The organism is Bacillus cereus group sp. BfR-BA-01350 (assembly GCF_022663775.1).
In the GTDB taxonomy this organism is placed as follows: Bacteria; Bacillota; Bacilli; order Bacillales; family Bacillaceae_G; genus Bacillus_A; species Bacillus_A paranthracis.
Genome location: NZ_JAKUGD010000001.1, coordinates 206,982 through 224,276 on the forward strand (window position 1 = coordinate 206,982; position 17,295 = coordinate 224,276).

Sequence of the window (17,295 nt, forward strand, 5' to 3'; positions counted from 1 at the left end):
ATAGGGATAAATCACATATTTTGTTAACAAAATATGTGATTTATATTAGAATAATACGTATAAGATATATTTATATAATATGTTAATGAATTTTATTGAAGGAGGTGACCTCTTTGTACAGTAGGAGGAAAGAAAATAAAAAAATATTAAATGTATTTGTAGTTGTTATGAGTTTATTCTTGCTATTATCTCAGTTGCAGTTTTTAAGTCCAATTAATACGGCACAAGCAGCAGTTACAGATGCAGAAGGATTTGATGCACCGACTTATCAATCTATTCATAAAGGTGATATGTACTCTACCGGGAATGTAAATTTAGGTATTAAAGCCACTGAAGATCAGAAGAAAACAGCATTGTATTCGGATATAACGTATACCTATGCGACAGCACCGAATGGTTATACCCGTGAACTCATTGATGTAGATGATGATCCAACAACTACAAATTCATCTAAGGCATACATTCCCGTTCCAGAAGATGCTGAAATTGAATGGGCTGGATTATATTGGAGTTCAACACGTTATGAATTAACGCAACAACAGTATGTATCACCAATTAAGTTTACTACTCCAACAGGCAAGAGCTTTCAAGTAAAACCAAGTAATACGTATTACGGAAGTGGTTTACTTTATGGTTTTGGTATTGATGGTACTTATTATTCTAACTATGCAGATGTTACAAAGCTTTTACAGTCCTCTAATTCAAAAGGAGGAAGCTATACTGTAGCAAATATTCCTTATCCAAATACAAAACTTGCCTATAATTATGGATATTATTCATTTGCTGGTTGGTACATGTTAGTTATTACGAAAGATAAGTCAAAAACAAGAAAAGCATTTACTGTTTATGATGGTGGATTGAAAAGAGCTACTGGATCAGGTGAAAAAGAATTCACAGTGAAAAACTTTATTGCTTCAAAAACTGGAGATTTAGATCCGAAAGTTTCTGTTTTCGCTGTCCAAGGTGATAGATATTGGCAAGGTGATAAACTGTTTGTTCACACAGATAATGCTTGGAAAGAAATTAATGATAAGCTCAATCCAACTGGTAATATATTCAATTCCACTATTTCTGAATATGAAGAACATATGCGAGATAAGTATCCGGGTACATTTAACCCAGATTATAAAAATAATTTGGGAGTTGATGCAGATTTAATCAAGTTACCAGCAGGATATATTAAACCAGCGCAAAAGGAAATACGCTTAAAAGCTGCGACAGCTGGTGATGACTACGTATTAAACACATTAGCTTTTGCAGTAAATGCAACAGCGCCAGAGCTTGTCATCGATAAGGAAGTAGTAGATGCAAAAGAAAAGTATGAGCCAGGTGATGAAGTTACATACCGTTTAAGGGTGAAAAACATTGAACCGAATTCGAGTTCTGTTGATACAAAAATTGAAGATGTTTTAGATTCGCGTCTAGAATTTGTACCAAATTCGGTGAAAATCATTTCTGGTCCGAATGCTGGAAATGAAACAGAACAAGTTGACTATGATGCAAAGACAAGAAAGTTAACAATAAGAATTGGTGAAGGAGCAAATGCTACAAAAGGTGGAATCTATACGGATAAAACACCTGAGACAACAATTGAATTTAAAGCAAAATTAGGGGGAGAGAAGGTAGAAACAGAAGTCCCTAATATCGCTGTTGTTCAAGGGGTTGATGAGTTAACAGGAAGTCAGGTTGAAGCTAACGATTCTAATAAAGTAGTAGTTAAAGTATTACCCGAACGAGAAGAGAAACCCGGGAAGTTAGTAGCTACTAAACTAGCTAAAGATATAAACGGTGGTACGCTGAAAGTTGGCGACAAACTAGAATATACAATTCATGCTAAAAATAGTGTGCCAGATTCCATCTTAAAGGCAGTTAAAATTACGGATAATCTTCCTGAAGGAGTAGAGTATGTTCCAAATACGTTAAAGATAAACGGGAAGGAACAAACGGATGTTGAAGATGAAGATTATGCACATTTAAAAGATGGAACGATTTATGCTCATTTCGGCGATCTTAAAGGTGAGGAAGAGAAAGCAATCACGTTTGAAGTTGTTGTAAAACCGGAGATGGCGAATAAGAAAATAAAAAATATAGCAATAGTTGAGACTGATAGTTCGAAAGATAAGGAGAAGCCAGAAGTTGAAACACCGGTTGATCCGTTGTCTGGACAACTAGAGTCGAAAAAAGAGATTATTGGTATAAAACAAGAAAAACTTCATGTTAATGATCAATTTGAGTATCAAATTAAAGCTCGAAATAAAGTGGAAAATGGGCTTATTAAAGACATGCGTCTAATGGATAAACTTCCTGAAGGTATAGAGTATGTAGCTGGGAGTATGAAATTGAATGGGAATTTCCTGACAGATGCAGTTGACGAAGATGAGGGATCGTATGAGGATAATACGATTAAAGTAAACTTTGGTGACGTGCTTGATACAGAAGAAAGAATTATAACTTTTAGCGTGAAAGTTACGCAAGATGCATTAAAAACGAAAGAAATTGAGAACATAGCGGTTGTGGAGGGAAAAACACCAGATAATGAAGATTTGCCACCACAAAAACCGAATGTAAAAACAAATGTAGAGGCAAAGGAACCTAAAGTAAGAAAGATGGTTTCGGATGCAGATGAGAAAGAAGTGGAAAAGGCGACAATACAAAGTATAGATGAAGAGTTTACATGGCATGTAAACTATAATTTTGGTAATGATGTTATGAACCTCGAAAAAGTAGTATTGCAGGATGACTTAGAAGACATTTTAACGATCCTACAAGTAAAACTTGTAAACAGCGATGGAGAAGAAATAGAAGTTATACCGCAAATTGATGAACAATTAAAGAAAGTAAGTATTGAGTTGCCGAAGCAGGACGGAAATTATACTTATCTTGCGAATCAATCGTATACAATGCATATTAAGTCAAGATTAAATGATAATGTAGATGCAGATATACTAACGAAATACAATGCAAATAATGGTATTCCAAATAAAGCGGAATTACTGTTTGATCAGAATAAATCCGTGTCAAATGAAGTATTCGTAGTACCGCCAGCATTAGGGAAATTTGAGATTGAAAAAGTAGATGCGAACGATGAAAATCTCAAGTTGGAAGGCGCAGTATTTGAGGTGATTAGCAAAGATGGAACCATAGTATGTAAATTAACAACCGATAAAGATGGTTTGGCAACTTCTATTCCATTAATAGTTGGCAAATATACATTAAAAGAAGTACAAGCACCAAAAGGATATATGTTGATGAGAGAACCAGTAGAAATAGAAGTGAAATCTGGAATGGATTCACAAAGAATAAGAATAGTAAATAAAAAGAGTGAATTTGTTATTCCAGAGACTGGTGGAATAGGGACAATTATTTATTATGCAATTGGTGGAATATTGATGTTTGTTACATTCTTCCTCTTTGTTAAAAAGAGAAATAATGAGAGATAGAAATAACAAAAGTAATGCAAATGATAGGGAGTGGACAACAATGAAAAAGATTTTTAGTTTATTTTTAATCTGTATGTTAGCTTTTTCAACGTTATCTAACATGATTGTTAGTGCGGAATCTAGAAGTACAGGTACGTTAACGATTCACAAATTTGAACAAAGTAAAGATTCTAAAACAACTACAGAAGGTAATGGAAAAGAAGGACAAACTGTTCCAGAAGATGCAAAACCTTTAGAAGGTGTAACTTTTGAAATTAAACGAATTGAGTCATTTGAAAAAATCTCAAAAGATGGAACTGTTATAAAAGAAGATGCAAAGCCAGTAAAAGACGCTGCAATTACAAAGATAACAGATGCAAAAGGGGAAGCTGTCTTTACAAACCTTCCGCTAGGACGTTATGAAGTAAAAGCTATTAAAGGCCCAGAACATATTGAATTGGACGAGACTACTTTTATTGTCGATATTCCAATGACAAGTCCAGACGGTAAAGATTTAAATTACGATGTTCATATTTACCCTAAAAATGAAACAAAACGTGGTTCAGTAGAATTCGTAAAAAAAGGTGAAGGCGGTAAAGTATTAAAAGATGCAGAGTTCCATTTATTTAAAAAGAATAAAGATGGAACAAGTACACAAGTTAAGACACCGAGTTCATTAGTAACAGGAGAAGATGGTAAAATTCATGTAGATTCTCTAGAATATGGAGATTATTATTATTTTATTGAGCATAAGGCTCCAACAGATTATTTAACTAGTAAAGAAGAGCACCCTTTCTCTATTAAGGAATCTGGTAAAGTAGTTAAGCTGGACGATATAAAGAACTTTAAAGAACCTACCATTACTAAAAGTATAAATAACGGTTCAAAAGTAGCTGGAATTAATAAAGAAACAGATTATACGTATGATATTAAAACATTACTTCCAGAAGATATTAAATTATATAAAAAATATGTCGTAACAGATATTTTAGATGAGCGTTTGGAAATAAAAGGTCACCCAATTGTTATGATTGATGGAAAGAAAGTTGAAGATGGTAGTGTAAAAGTAGTTGTAGAAGGCCAAAAAGTAACCGCTACGATTGAAGATTTTTCAAAAATAAATGGAAAAGAGCTACATTTACAAATTACTGCACAAATTAAAGGAGATACTCAAGCCGGAATAGAAATTCCGAACGTAGCTTCACTTGATTTCACGAATAAAGATGATGTTTCATCAGAAAAAGACGGAAAGCCATCTAATGAAGTAGTAGTTACACCGACAGTAGGAAATATTAAAATTGAAAAAGTTGATGGTAAAGATAAGGCACTTAAATTAGAAGGTGCAAAGTTCCAATTACAAGATAAAAAAGGTAATGTTATAAAAATTAATGGGAAAGAAATGAACGATGTAACCGATGCAAATGGTATTATTACATGGAATGAAATACCGTACGGTGAATATCAAATTGTTGAAACGGAAGCACCAAAGTATAAAGATAAAGACGGTGCAGTTGAGCAATATCAAAAGTTAAGAGATCCGATTGATATTACAATTGATGAAAAACACCAAAAAATAGAGCTACAGGTTGAGAATAATAAGAGCGGTTGGATTATTCCAGCAACAGGTGGTATAGGAACAATCTTCTTTACAGTAGCAGGTCTGTTATTAATGGCAACAGCAGCGTTTATTTTCTTTAGAAAAAAACCTGTAAAGAATTCTTAATTTATAATAATTGAGTTTTGAGAAGAGGAAAGATTTATGCTTTCCTCTTTTCCACATTTTATCCGTAGTGAAAGAGGATGTTATGAAACGAAATATTATTTTTGGAAGTGTTTTTTTGCTAGGATTAAGCATATTTCTATATCCGGCTGTAAGCAATTGGTTTGCCACGAGAACTCATTATACAGAAGTAAGTATGTATGATGAAGCGGTAAAGAAGTTAGAGAAAGAAGAGATTGATCGTAAAGAAACGGAAGCGCGAGAATATAATAAGAAGGTTCAAAATACGACGCAAACATTTTCGGATCCGTTTCATGAAAATGGTGATGAGAAAAAAAGTTCATATGTAGATATGTTAAATATCGGCGATGTTATGGGATATATAGAAATTCCGAAAATAGATGTGAATCTACCAATTTATCAAGGAACGACGGAAGCAGTGTTAAGCCGTGGAATTGGACAACTGAATAAATCTTCATTACCAGTAGGGGGAGAAAATACACATACAGTATTAACTGGACATCGTGGTTTGCCTTCAGCGCTAATGTTTACCCATCTAGATAAAATTGAAAAGAATGATATATTTTATATTCATTCATTAGATAAAATTCTTGCTTACAAGGTAGATCAAATAAAAGTTGTATTACCAAATGAGATAGAGGATTTATTAGTAGTACAAGGTCAAGATTATGCAACATTAATCACGTGTACCCCTTATGGAGTGAACACACATCGTTTATTGGTAAGAGGACATCGTGTTCCATTTAATGACGGAGAAAAAGAAATGATTCCAAAGACATTCATTTTAGAAGATTGGATGATTATTCTTCCTATCATTATGATTTGTGTCATACTCTTATTGATATATTTAAAAAGACGAAAATGGTATGTATAGAGTGGTGAGTGTGTGAGAAGGGGAGTAATAAGTTTAGTATTGTTCCTTGCAGGATTATTTCTATTTCTATATCCAATGGTTGCTAATTATATAAACAATTATGTGTATAAAACAAGAGTAATATGTTATGAAAAAATGGTTGATGGCTTAAAAGTAGAAGATATAAATGAGAAATTTCGTAAGATGGAAACCTATAATCGTTTGTTAGGAAGAACTACTTTCAACATGAATGATCCATTTGTTCATGGTGCTGAAATAGAAAATGAACAGTTAAATTTTATAAACAAAGAGGAGATATTTGGTACGATTTCAATTCCAAAAATAAATGAGGAGTTGCCAATATACTTAGGAGCAAGTCAAGAAAACTTAAGTAAAGGAGTAGGGCAAATTGAAGGGACTTCTTTACCTATTGGTGGGAAAGATACACATGCTGTATTGGCAGGACATCGTGGATATCACAGGGCAACGATGTTTCGTCATCTTGATCGATTAAGGGAAGGAGACGTATTCTATGTAAAGGTATTTGGAAAGCAGCACGTGTATAAAATAATTGGACGTGAAATCATTAATCCAAATCAAGTGGATAAATTAAATGTAGTAAAAGGAAAAGACAAAGTTACACTGCTTACATGTGAACCATATACATCAAGTAAATATCGTTTGTTAGTATATGGGGAGCGAGTAGAAAGTGAGCAAAAGGAAATGGAACGTCTGAAAAAGAGTATAGTCGAAGTTAGAAGTTATGAAACAAGAGATATAATTATAAAACTAGCTTGTGGAATAGTAGGTTTCATTGTAATTTGTATTGGTTTGTATGGATTACTAAGGAGCAAATAGGGATGATGATACTTAAATAGAACAAAGAAAAATGCCACTTCAAAAAATGAAGTGGCATTTCTTATATTTCCTCTAAGCTATTAACTGGAACTGTTAATTCGCGTCCTGGGTTTTTTACTTCATATATGCGGGCGGTTTCATTGCTTTCGTCGACGTGTTGAATCATAACAGGCATGCCTTGAAAACTAACATTCGCTTGCTCCGCTGACACAGAAAGCTCTTTTGCACGTTGAATATTCATTTATATTCCTCCCATCATTATTATCTTTGCTAAAAAAGAGGAATAATATACCATTTCGAGACATTCTTAAAGTTTTTGTATTATTTGTAATGTTTCTTTAATAAATGAAGTGAAGATCGAATCAGGATAGCTATCTATTGCTTGAACAGCTTCTTTTGCCTCTGTTAAGGCAGATTTTTTATCTTGAAGTTCTATATAGCAAAGGGCACGATAAGACCCAGCTGTTAATACCCACGATTGATCAAGTGGATGATTCATATAATCTGGTATGGTAGCGTGTTTTAATGTTTCCAAAGCTTCCTTATAACGTTTTAAACCATACAAAGATTTTCCTTTTTCAAGATAATACAGCCCATCGTCTTGGAAAATTGGATCATTTTTTAGTTTTTCTCGAAATTGTTCTAGATGTTCCAATGCGATTGTATATTCATTCGTAACAGTGTTGTAGTAATAAGCTTTTAATATATCTACATTTGCAGCGGATAAAGTATCTTCTGTAAAAATGGCAAATTGCTCCGATTTTTTTATGTAATATAAATATTGTTCTTTATCAGTTGTGATGATTTTTTGATAAGATAAAATGCGATAAAATTCATCTGTTTTATAATACACTTGATGTTTTTTTGAAAATGCAAGTGCATCTAAAATGACTTTTTCACATTTTTCATAATTGCCGTATGCGAGTAAAATAATTGCCTCTTTTAAGTATAGTTGTATATGTGTAATAAGATCCATTTCTAAATTTTTCGCTTTATATTCATCACGAATTGTGGCGATCATCTGTAAACATTCTTTATATTTTTTCTGCTTGAAGAGCATATAGTAAAACAGTAGTTTCGTTTCAGTACTTTCGCGATACAAAGTATATTTTTCAAATATAGAAACAGCGGTTTCAACGTAATATTCAATATTATAATCGTTCATAACAGCTGCTGCTGTTATGAACTGTTTATATAAACGAGCTGTATTTAAAGTAGAAGGTAGCTCTTTTTGAACGATAGGTAGTAAAGTTTCATATACTTCATCGCATTTATTCTTTATGAGTCGCTCCATTTTTTGAATGAGTTCTACAATTTCATCATCGTCTTCCTCTAATAAAAAACTCGTTTCACATCCAAGTTTTTCTGCAATATATTGTAATGTTTTCATCGAAGGTGTAGCTTTTCCGTTTTCAATTTGACTAAGCATGCTTTTTGTCAGTTCAGAACCTGCTAGCTCAGTTTGTGTAAGTTTTTTTTCTTTTCGTAATGCTTTAATTTTTTCGCCGAGAGTTGCCATATTGTAGCTCCTTTATAATCAAAAAGTTAAATACAATTAAACTTTTTTTGTTGTAATAATTGGAAAGTTGATTATATAATAAGTTTAACACAATTTAACTTTTGAAGGGAGAGTGTCATAATGGAAGATGTAAGTATAGATCAAAATGATTCAAGAATGAAGATTGCAACGAGAAATATCATTTTAATGATGATTGGAAAAATGACGTCTTTATTAGGCGCAGGTATTTATACGTTCGCAATGGGGTTATATGTATTAAAGACAACAGGTTCTGGGATGGGCTTTGCTACTACACTCGTTTGCGGGTCACTTCCACGGATGATTTGTGGACCAATTGCTGGTGCTGTAGCTGACCGTGTGAGTCGAAGATGGCTTGTCATCGGTACAGATTTATTAAGTAGTTTAACGATGCTTATCATGTTTATCCTTGCTACTATATTTGGACCATCACTTCTTTTTATTTATGTTTCAGCAGCATTATTATCAATTTGTGCAAGTTTTTATTCTGTTGCATTAACTTCGTCTATTCCTAATTTAGTAGATGAGGGGCGTATTCAAAAAGCGAGTGCTTTAAATCAAACGGCAGCTTCTTTATCAAATATTTTAGGGCCAATTATTGGCGGAGTTGTATTTGGTTTCCTTTCAATTCAGTCGTTCTTTTTGTTAAATAGCATTACATTCTTTTTAGCGGTTATTTTGCAATTATTTATTGTATTTGATTTATATAAAAAAGAAGTGGCTGAGAGTAAAGAGCATTTCTTGACGAGTATAAAAGAAGGTTTTTCATATGTAAAACGACAACATGAAATATATGGTTTAATGAAAATAGCATTGTGGGTAAACTTTTTTGCTTGTGGGCTAACCGTTGCACTGCCATACATTATCATACGTACATTGCATTTATCTTCAAAGCAACTCGGAACTGTAGAGGGAATGTTAGCAGTCGGAATGCTAATGGGTGCGATTACTTTATCAGTGCGTAAAGAAGTGAATAATCCGTTTCGTTCTATTTATACTGGACTGTTTTTGTTTGCAGGTTTAAGTTTATGTACAGTATTCCCGTTGTTAGTTACCATTCCAAAAGTAGCAAGTTTTATTTACTATATTGCTTTCATGATGTTAACTGGTATAGCAATTATGATTGTAAATATTCCAATGCAAGTACATATGCAAAAGACGACAGATCCGAGCTACCTAGGGCGTGTGTTTGGCCTACTTGAAACAATTGCGACTGCAATCGCACCGCTCGGTATGATTGTATATGGGTTATTGTTAGATATGTTGCCAACTAGCATTGTTATGATGACAATAGGCGGAGGTTTATTGTTAGTTGTATTAGTTGGAGTAAGGCAACATATGGCGAAAAAACAAGTGGATGTGTCGGCTTAAAAACAAGAAAATAATAAAAATGACCAAATTAGTATTTTAGTTTTTGAAACTCTTTTTCATGTATGTTACAGTATAGTGAGCAGGCAAAGAAAAGGAGACAACAGCATGAAAAAATTAAGTTTTGTTATGCTTTTTCTATTAGTCGTAATGGCTGGATGTAGCAATTATGACACATATATTGAAACAGGTATGCAATCATTGAAAGATGAAAAATATAGTGATGCAACAATGTGGTTTGAAAAAGCAGAAAAAGAGGAATCAGGAAATGAAGCGAAATCATATAAAGAGATGGCCGAGAAAATGGATCACGGAGCAACGGCATTAAAAGACGGTAAGTATTTAGAAGCGAAAGACATTGCAAATGAAGTGTTACAAATGAAAAAAGACGATGCGCTTGAAACAGCTGTAACATCAAATGCCGAAAATATGCTTCAAAAAGCAAAAGATGTAGAAGAGAAAGTGAATGAAAGAGTAGCAAAGCGGAGAAAAGTAGAAGAAGAAGGAATTGATAAACTCATTAAGGCTGTAGATAGTATAGATGATGTGAAAGAAAAAGAGAAAAAAGTTTCAGAAGCATTAGATAAGGCTGAAGAGGCACAAGCAAAAATTGAAGCGAAGAAAAATAAATAGATTCATAGTGTAAAAGGCTGTCGTGTATAACGACAGCCTTTTAACTTTTTTCTGCATAAGAAGTGATACTCTGTAGTAAAAAAGAAATAATTTTAGAATTCCATCTGTCTTCATGATGAATGGTATAAATGTTACGTTGAAATTCAAATTCAGGGATCGGTATGTAGCGTAGTTCATTTCGTTGTACTTCTTGTTCAATAGCAAGTTTAGAAATAAAGGCAACCCCATTACCGTATTTTAAAATTTGTTTCATCGTTTCTAATGAATCTAATTCAATTTTTGATTGGAATGTAATGTTATGAGCTAACATCCATTTTGTAAGTAAATCTCTCGTTGTAGATGGATTACGATGTAGTAATATCCGTTCCTTTTCGATATCTTGTAATGATACATTTTCTTTTTTTGAAAAATGATGTTCTTTGGAGAAAGCAAGAACAAGTGTATCAGGCATTACATTCGTCTGTTTTAAAGATGATTCATCAAACGGTGCTGCGGAAATTACACCGAGATCGATTTCATGATTTTGTAGCATCATTCGAATTTCAGGGGCTGTTTTTACCATGAGTGTTATTTTTATATTTGGAAATTCACATTGAAATTGATAAACAATTTCTGGTAAAAGATAAGTCGCTGGTACATAGCTAGCGCCAATTGTTATAGCGCCTTTATGAAAATCTTTAAACTCTTGCGTGACCCGTCTAGCCTCTTTCATAAGCGCATCTATTTTACAAGCATAATGATGCAATGCCTCACCAGCCTCTGTTAAGAAATATCTTCCAGAACGTAATTCAAATAAAGGTACACCGAGTTCCTCTTCTAAGCTTTTTATATGGAATGTAATAGTAGGTTGTTTAACTCCAAGCTGTTCTGCAACAATCGTGAGCTTTTTGTATTTCTTAATAAGCACTACAATTTCTAATTTTAAGAGATTCATGGCAAGTTGCCCCTTTTTCTTCTAACTATAGAAAAAATCTATAGAAATAAATAGTTTATTAGAAGTTTTTTAATTTAATCTTTACAGTACATTAACATTCAGTATAAATCTTCCATATAGAATGAAAGCAGGTTAAGAGTGAGGGGAGAGAGGTGAAACGATGGATATTAAAATTAGTGGATTAGAAAAATCATTTGGAAAAGTACAAGCGTTAAAGCCGTTACAAATTGTGATGAAACAAGGTGAATTCACCACACTTTTAGGACCTTCGGGATGCGGGAAAACGACATTACTCAGAATGATTGCAGGACTGGAAGAGCCAGATAAAGGTGAAATATATTTCGGAGATACGTGCATGTATTCTTCTTCTAAAAAAATAAAAACATCTCCTCATGAACGTAATATCGGTATGGTATTTCAAGATTTTGCTTTATGGCCACACATGACTGTATTTGAAAATGTTGCATTTGGTTTAAGAGCTACAAAGCAAACGAATCAATTACGGGAAAAAGTAGAAGAGGCAATAAAGCGAGTTCGCTTACAAGGGATGGAGAAACGTTATCCGCATGAACTCTCTGGCGGACAGCAGCAACGTGTCGCATTTGCTAGAGCGATTGTAACAAAGCCGCATTTCATTTTGTTTGATGAACCGCTCAGTGCACTCGATGCAATTTTGCGAGAAGAAATGCGATTAGAGCTTATGGATATCGTTCATTCCATTGGTTTAACGGCATTGTATGTAACCCACGATCAAACAGAAGCGATGTCAATGTCAGACCAAATTATTGTCATGAAACAAGGAGAAGTATTACAAAAAGGAACACCAGAAGACATTTATGTGAAGCCATCTCATGAATTTGTTGCAAAATTTGTTGGTAAGGCAAATTGGCTTGTAGAGGGGAAACAAATGGTTCGCCCAGAGCATGTAAGCTGGACGAAAAATGAAGTGTGCGAAATATATACAGGTGAAATTCAGCACGTTACATATGTAGGGGAACGTTATGAAGTGAAAGTAAACATGGGGACACTCGGAATATGGACAGCTTATCACAATAGTAAGCTAAGCATTGGGAAACCAGTATCGTTATATGTACCAAAAAAATGTATTCATCATATAGGGGGAAAATCGTATGAAGAAATTCAGTTCGCTTAAGTCTTTATTCGTATGTACTTTATTATTTTCTGCAGTCGTAACAGGGTGTAGCTCAAAGACAGGTAATGCAGATGCAAAAAGTAAAACGACTAATGAAAAGAAAATTGTCGTATACAGTGCAGGGCCAAAAGGGTTAGCAGAAAAAATTCAAAAGGACTTTGAAAAGAAAACGGGTATAAAAGTAGAAATGTTTCAAGGGACAACGGGAAAAATTTTAGCGCGAATGGAAGCTGAAAAGAAAAAGCCAGTCGTTGACGTAGTCGTACTTGCTTCTTTACCAGCGATGGAAGGATTAAAAAAGGATGGTCAAACGTTAGCTTATAAAGAAGCGAAACAAGCTGATAAGCTTCGTTCTGAATGGTCGGATGATAAAGGACATTATTTTGGATATAGTGCTTCAGCGTTAGGGATTGTGTATAACACAAAAAATGTGAAGACAGCGCCTGAAGATTGGAGCGATATAACGAAAGGAGAATGGAAAGGGAAAGTGAATCTTCCAGATCCAGCACTTTCAGGTTCAGCTTTAGACTTTGTGACAGGATATGTGAAAAAGAATGGAAAAGATGGATGGAATTTATTTGAACAGCTTAAGAAAAATGAAGTTACAGTAGCAGGGGCAAACCAAGAAGCATTAGATCCAGTTGTAACAGGAGCAAAAGATATGGTCATTGCGGGTGTTGATTATATGACGTACAGTGCAAAAGCAAAGGGTGAACCGGTTGATATTGTTTATCCAAAAAGCGGAACAGTTATTAGCCCACGTGCGGCAGGTATTATGAAAGATAGTAAAAATGTAAAAGGTGCAAAAGAGTTTATTGATTATTTATTATCAGATGATGTACAAAAACAAATTTCTAAAGCATATTTATTGCCTGGTAGAACAGATATAAAAGCGGAGAATAGACCAAACGTGGAAGAGATTCCAGTATTAAATATTGATTGGAAAACAGTTGAGAAAGAACAAGATGAAATAGGAAAACAATTTAAGAAAGTATTTCAATAAGATGGTGATTACATGGTAAATCGATTCATATCAGTAAGGCAAGTTGGAATGACGGTAGCTTTGTTACTTGTGGCGATGTTAATCGTCATTCCGCTTTTTCTCATTTTACTTTCTAGTGTATATGAAAATAGTAGTTGGAATTTTTTAAAGCCGTTTGAAGTGATGCAGAGTGGTGGATTAGCTGGGATTTTTCTGAATTCGATGCTTCTAGGTGTACTCGTAGTAATAGGGGCAACTATCTTTGCATTTCCACTAGCTTTCATTATGAGCAAAACAGATGTTGGAAAGCATAGCAAGTTAGATATTGTTTTTATGATTCCATTTATGACACCGCCGTATATTGGATCGATGGGCTGGATTTTGTTCATGCAACCGAACGGATATTTTGAACAGTTTTTTCCGATGCTAAAGACGGTTTCATCTTCGTTCTTTAGCTTAGGAGGTATGGTTTTAATTATGAGTCTGCATTTATTCCCATTTCTTTACTTCATGTTGAAGAATACATTACTTCAAATTGGGAGTAGTAAAGAAGAAGCGGCAGCAGTTCATGGTGGAAGCTTTTTCTATCGTTTAAGAAAAATAATATTACCGTTATTAGTATCAAGTTATGTAATGGGTGCTTTACTCATTTTCGTAAAGACGATTGCTGAATTTGGAACGCCGGCTACATTTGGGCGGAGAATCGGATTTCACGTGTTGACTTCAGAAATTCATAAATTTATTTCGAGTTGGCCAATTGATTTTAGTAGTGCCACAGCATTATCTTCTTTACTACTTAGCGCATGTATGCTCATTTGGTATATGCAAAACGTATTAAATCGAAAGTATTCATATGCAATGGTTAGTGGAAAAGGTGTGAAATCTAAAAGGTACACTTTGTCTATATATGTGCGCGTTGTAGCATGGGTTTATGTAATTGGTTTATTAATCGTATCAATTGGAATCCCGTATTTTTCTATACTGATTGCTTCTTTGTCAAAATTAAGAGGCGGAGGCTTACAGTTACACAACTTTACAACGAGCCATTATGAAGCATTATTTACAATCGGATCTCCAGGATTAGAAGCTCTATGGAACAGTTTTCTTTTTTCACTCGTAACAGCGATTATTGCTGTTATGATTGGCGTCTTTTTAGCACTTATGATTCGAAAGGGGAAAAATTCCTCTGAAAAATGGCTTGATATGTGCGGTATGTTACCGAACATGGTACCAGGAATCGTGATGGTTGTAGGGCTTATTTTATTTTGGAATTCCCCTTATATGCCCCTGTCCATTTACAATACACCAGTCATGGTAATCGTAACGTACGTTGTTCTTTTTTTACCTTATACAGTGCAGTATGTAAAATCATCGCTCGGGCAAATCGATGATTCTCTCGTGCAGGCAGGAAGTATTTTTTCTGGGAATTATATGTATATTTTTAGAAAAATAATATTACCTCTTATTATCCCAGGTATTCTTGCCGGATGGGCGATGACATTTACAATCTCGATAAGGGAGTTAGTAGCATCGCTTCTCGTACTACCTCCATCAGTAGAAACGTCAGCAACATTTATTTTTGCTCAATTTGAACAAGGAGAAGTATCTATTGGAATGGCGATGGCTGTCGTTTCAGTTGGACTTACAACACTATGTTTATTACTTCTGCAGCATATGGAGCAAAAACGAAAAGGGGTAGCATGATGAGGGTAGAAGTATGGGGAGGAGCGGGAGAATACGGTCGCTCCTGCTATTTCGTAAAAAATAAAGAGACAAAAATATTATTTGATTGTGGTATTAATCGATCATATGAGGATAGTTATCCAAAAATAGAGCGGGAAGTTGTACCGTTTTTAGATGCAGTATTTTTATCACATATTCATGAAGATCATACGATGGGCTTACCTTTATTAGCGAAGTATGGATATAAGAAAAAAATCTGGACAACTCGTTATACGAAGGAGCAACTCCCAGCTTACTATGAAAAATGGAGAAACTACAATGTGACGCAAGGATGGAATGTGCCATATAACGACCAAAATGTGAAAGATTTAAATTATATATATGTTGATGAGATTAGTAATCCGAATGAATGGATACAGATTACTCCTACATTGCGGTTTCAATGGGGGTATAGTGGGCATGTATTAGGAGCTGTTTGGTTTTTAGTGGATATGAGTCATACATATGTATTTTATTCTGGCGATTATTCAGCAGAGTCTAACATATTACGAGCGAATTTACCTGAGAAATTGCGCGGCGATATAAAAGTTGCAATTGTAGATGCCGCTTATCATACTGATGATGTTTCGCAACATGAACGAGTAAACGAACTATGTGCAGAAATTGAACGAGCTGCGGGGCAAAAAGGGATAGCATTACTACCTCTGCCACCCCTTGGTAGGGCGCAAGATATCGTGTTGTATTTATATGAAAAATATAAAGAATTTCCCATTATAGTAGATCAAGAAATTTTGGATGGATTCGAAGAAATGATCGTATATAAAGATTGGATCAAAAATAATGAAGAACTTGAAGAGCTGTTGGAGAGTTTAAAAAGAAACATAATAGTTATGGATGATGAAAGCGGTACGCAACATAGTTTTGGAATAATTGTAATGAGTGATGCGAATATGCAAACGAAACGAGCGCAGTTATATTATGAACAAATTCGGCATGAAGAAAGAAATTCTATTATCTTTACTGGGCATGTTGCTAAAGGGAGTTTTGCAGAAAAAGTTTTGAAAGAACGTATAGGTAAAGAATGTAGGGTGAAGCGAGTTCCATATAAAGTTCACCAAAGTATAAGAGATGTGAAAGAGATGTTAAATGCATTATTACCGGAACATACGGTGTTAGTACACGCTTTAAAAGAGGATACAGATCGATTACAGAAAAAGCTTAGCACGGCAGGGTATGAAAATGTATATTCACTTACTATGGAACGTATAGAAGTTATTTAACATGTAAAGGGGATAGGTATATGAAAAAAGTATTTGTATTCGTAAGTATTTTCTTTTGTTGTTTCCTTTATTCCGATAAGGAAGGGTTTGCTGCTAGTCCAATGACACCTAGTTTTGAAGTGAAGTTATTATTAAAGCCAGAACAAGTACTAGGTCCTAACAAAGAGATGAAGCAAGATGTACTAGAGCATTTCCAGGCTGGTACAAATTATGAAAGAATACAAGTACAGTTTTTAGATACTGCAAATAAAAATTTAAGTAATGAAGGTTGGTTTGCTAGAATTCGAAAGAAAGAATTTAGTAAAGATTTTGAGCTAACATATAAAAAAAGATACCCTATTCCAAACGGTGTAATTCAAGATGCACTAGAAGTAGCTAAAAATGATGGATTTGATAGTAAAACCGATAACTATGATGCGGAAATAGATTGGGGATTTGAAAAGAAAACGTTAAGTATTTCAAATAAGAAAAGTTACAGTACTAAAGGATATGGAGTACTTGATCTACCAGACGAACAAGCTGCTCAAAACATGTTATTAGAAAAGTTACCAGGGAAAATGAACAAATGGTTGTATACGAATTGGGGAGAAGAGATGTTAAGGGATTCCCGTATTTACGGTCCTGTATTAATGAAAAGGTATACAGGGGAGTTTGAAAATAGTAAAACGAATATTGAAGTTTGGCCACTAAGTAATACAGGGAAAATCGAAGATGATTTCGTAATAGAAGTATCGTTTAAAACAAATGAGGAAAGTATTGCGAAAGAACAAAGAGAAGTATTAATGAAGAGTATAGAACAAAAAGGATGGCTGTTACCGGAAGATAGTTTGAAGACAGAGCTTATTTTTCAGTAA

14 protein-coding genes are annotated in these 17,295 nt (G+C 34.2%); 11 read left to right on the forward strand and 3 right to left on the reverse strand.

All coding sequences use genetic code 11. From position 1 onward, the window contains the following. The first annotated feature begins 104 nt into the window (after window positions 1–104). The 4 genes from MR147_RS01115 (at window position 105) to MR147_RS01130 (ending at window position 6,871) form a co-directional block, all read left to right on the forward strand. A complete protein-coding gene (locus tag MR147_RS01115; RefSeq protein WP_396022871.1) occupies window positions 105–3,440 on the forward strand; it encodes an isopeptide-forming domain-containing fimbrial protein in 3,336 nt (1,111 codons plus the stop codon). A gap of 40 nt (window positions 3,441–3,480) precedes the next feature. Further along, window positions 3,481–5,142 carry a SpaH/EbpB family LPXTG-anchored major pilin gene (locus MR147_RS01120; protein ID WP_074609921.1) on the forward strand — a complete coding sequence of 554 codons (1,662 nt, stop codon included), beginning with the start codon at window positions 3,481–3,483 and terminating at the stop codon, window positions 5,140–5,142. Window positions 5,143–5,224: 82 nt separating this feature from the next. After that, window positions 5,225–6,034 carry a class C sortase gene (locus tag MR147_RS01125; RefSeq protein WP_074609866.1) on the forward strand — a complete coding sequence of 270 codons (810 nt, stop codon included), beginning with the start codon at window positions 5,225–5,227 and terminating at the stop codon, window positions 6,032–6,034. Between the two features lie 12 nt (window positions 6,035–6,046). Then, complete coding sequence (locus MR147_RS01130; protein WP_242303561.1) at window positions 6,047–6,871, forward strand: class C sortase; 825 nt, start codon at window positions 6,047–6,049, stop codon at window positions 6,869–6,871. Between the two features lie 61 nt (window positions 6,872–6,932). On the opposite strand, the gene MR147_RS01135 is transcribed toward MR147_RS01130, so the two are convergent. Then, window positions 6,933–7,112, reverse strand: a complete 180-nt coding sequence (locus MR147_RS01135) for an H-type small acid-soluble spore protein (protein WP_001025740.1) — start codon at window positions 7,110–7,112, stop codon at window positions 6,933–6,935. Window positions 7,113–7,178: 66 nt separating this feature from the next. After that, window positions 7,179–8,390 (reverse strand): helix-turn-helix domain-containing protein, encoded by a 1,212-nt coding sequence (locus tag MR147_RS01140; protein WP_074609870.1) that lies wholly within the window; start codon window positions 8,388–8,390, stop codon window positions 7,179–7,181. 120 nt (window positions 8,391–8,510) lie between these two features. Between MR147_RS01140 and MR147_RS01145 the strand changes: the two genes are divergently transcribed. Beyond that, a complete protein-coding gene (locus tag MR147_RS01145; RefSeq protein ID WP_074609871.1) occupies window positions 8,511–9,779 on the forward strand; it encodes an MFS transporter in 1,269 nt (422 codons plus the stop codon). A 105-nt stretch (window positions 9,780–9,884) separates the two neighbouring features. Then, window positions 9,885–10,409 (forward strand): DUF4398 domain-containing protein, encoded by a 525-nt coding sequence (locus tag MR147_RS01150; RefSeq protein WP_074609873.1) that lies wholly within the window; start codon window positions 9,885–9,887, stop codon window positions 10,407–10,409. Window positions 10,410–10,449: 40 nt separating this feature from the next. On the opposite strand, the gene MR147_RS01155 is transcribed toward MR147_RS01150, so the two are convergent. Then, complete coding sequence (locus MR147_RS01155; RefSeq protein ID WP_074609875.1) at window positions 10,450–11,343, reverse strand: LysR family transcriptional regulator; 894 nt, start codon at window positions 11,341–11,343, stop codon at window positions 10,450–10,452. Window positions 11,344–11,503: 160 nt separating this feature from the next. Here MR147_RS01155 and MR147_RS01160 point away from each other — a divergent pair, with 160 nt between their 5' ends. The 5 genes from MR147_RS01160 to MR147_RS01180 are packed head-to-tail and all read left to right on the forward strand — an operon-like array spanning window position 11,504 to window position 17,295. Continuing rightward, the gene (locus tag MR147_RS01160) at window positions 11,504–12,496 is read left to right on the forward strand and encodes an ABC transporter ATP-binding protein (protein WP_074609877.1); all 993 of its coding nucleotides are present in this window, start codon (window positions 11,504–11,506) and stop codon (window positions 12,494–12,496) included. After that, window positions 12,474–13,499 carry an ABC transporter substrate-binding protein gene (locus MR147_RS01165; RefSeq protein ID WP_074609879.1) on the forward strand — a complete coding sequence of 342 codons (1,026 nt, stop codon included), beginning with the start codon at window positions 12,474–12,476 and terminating at the stop codon, window positions 13,497–13,499. The genes MR147_RS01160 and MR147_RS01165 overlap by 23 nt, the downstream gene beginning before the upstream one ends. A gap of 12 nt (window positions 13,500–13,511) precedes the next feature. Then, window positions 13,512–15,182, forward strand: coding sequence for an ABC transporter permease (locus MR147_RS01170; protein ID WP_074609881.1), 1,671 nt, complete (start codon window positions 13,512–13,514; stop codon window positions 15,180–15,182). Beyond that, window positions 15,179–16,441: an MBL fold metallo-hydrolase gene (locus MR147_RS01175; RefSeq protein WP_139302883.1), complete on the forward strand. Its 1,263-nt coding sequence runs from the start codon at window positions 15,179–15,181 to the stop codon at window positions 16,439–16,441. Before MR147_RS01170 ends, MR147_RS01175 begins: the two co-directional genes overlap by 4 nt. A 20-nt stretch (window positions 16,442–16,461) precedes the next feature. Continuing rightward, window positions 16,462–17,295, forward strand: a complete 834-nt coding sequence (locus tag MR147_RS01180; protein ID WP_074609883.1) for a hypothetical protein — start codon at window positions 16,462–16,464, stop codon at window positions 17,293–17,295.

What these genes read in the sequence shown, in the direction of transcription:
- MR147_RS01180 (WP_074609883.1), top strand. Translation starts at nt 16,462, where the DNA reads ATGAAAAAAGTATTTGTATTCGTAAGTATTTTCTTTTGTTGTTTCCTT.
- MR147_RS01165 (WP_074609879.1), top strand. Translation starts at nt 12,474, where the DNA reads ATGAAGAAATTCAGTTCGCTTAAGTCTTTATTCGTATGTACTTTATTA.
- MR147_RS01145 (WP_074609871.1), top strand. Translation starts at nt 8,511, where the DNA reads ATGGAAGATGTAAGTATAGATCAAAATGATTCAAGAATGAAGATTGCA.
- MR147_RS01140 (WP_074609870.1), bottom strand. Translation starts at nt 8,390, where the DNA reads ATGGCAACTCTCGGCGAAAAAATTAAAGCATTACGAAAAGAAAAAAAA.
- MR147_RS01120 (WP_074609921.1), top strand. Translation starts at nt 3,481, where the DNA reads ATGAAAAAGATTTTTAGTTTATTTTTAATCTGTATGTTAGCTTTTTCA.
- MR147_RS01125 (WP_074609866.1), top strand. Translation starts at nt 5,225, where the DNA reads ATGAAACGAAATATTATTTTTGGAAGTGTTTTTTTGCTAGGATTAAGC.
- MR147_RS01175 (WP_139302883.1), top strand. Translation starts at nt 15,179, where the DNA reads ATGATGAGGGTAGAAGTATGGGGAGGAGCGGGAGAATACGGTCGCTCC.
- MR147_RS01160 (WP_074609877.1), top strand. Translation starts at nt 11,504, where the DNA reads ATGGATATTAAAATTAGTGGATTAGAAAAATCATTTGGAAAAGTACAA.
- MR147_RS01150 (WP_074609873.1), top strand. Translation starts at nt 9,885, where the DNA reads ATGAAAAAATTAAGTTTTGTTATGCTTTTTCTATTAGTCGTAATGGCT.
- MR147_RS01170 (WP_074609881.1), top strand. Translation starts at nt 13,512, where the DNA reads ATGGTAAATCGATTCATATCAGTAAGGCAAGTTGGAATGACGGTAGCT.
- MR147_RS01155 (WP_074609875.1), bottom strand. Translation starts at nt 11,343, where the DNA reads ATGAATCTCTTAAAATTAGAAATTGTAGTGCTTATTAAGAAATACAAA.
- MR147_RS01135 (WP_001025740.1), bottom strand. Translation starts at nt 7,112, where the DNA reads ATGAATATTCAACGTGCAAAAGAGCTTTCTGTGTCAGCGGAGCAAGCG.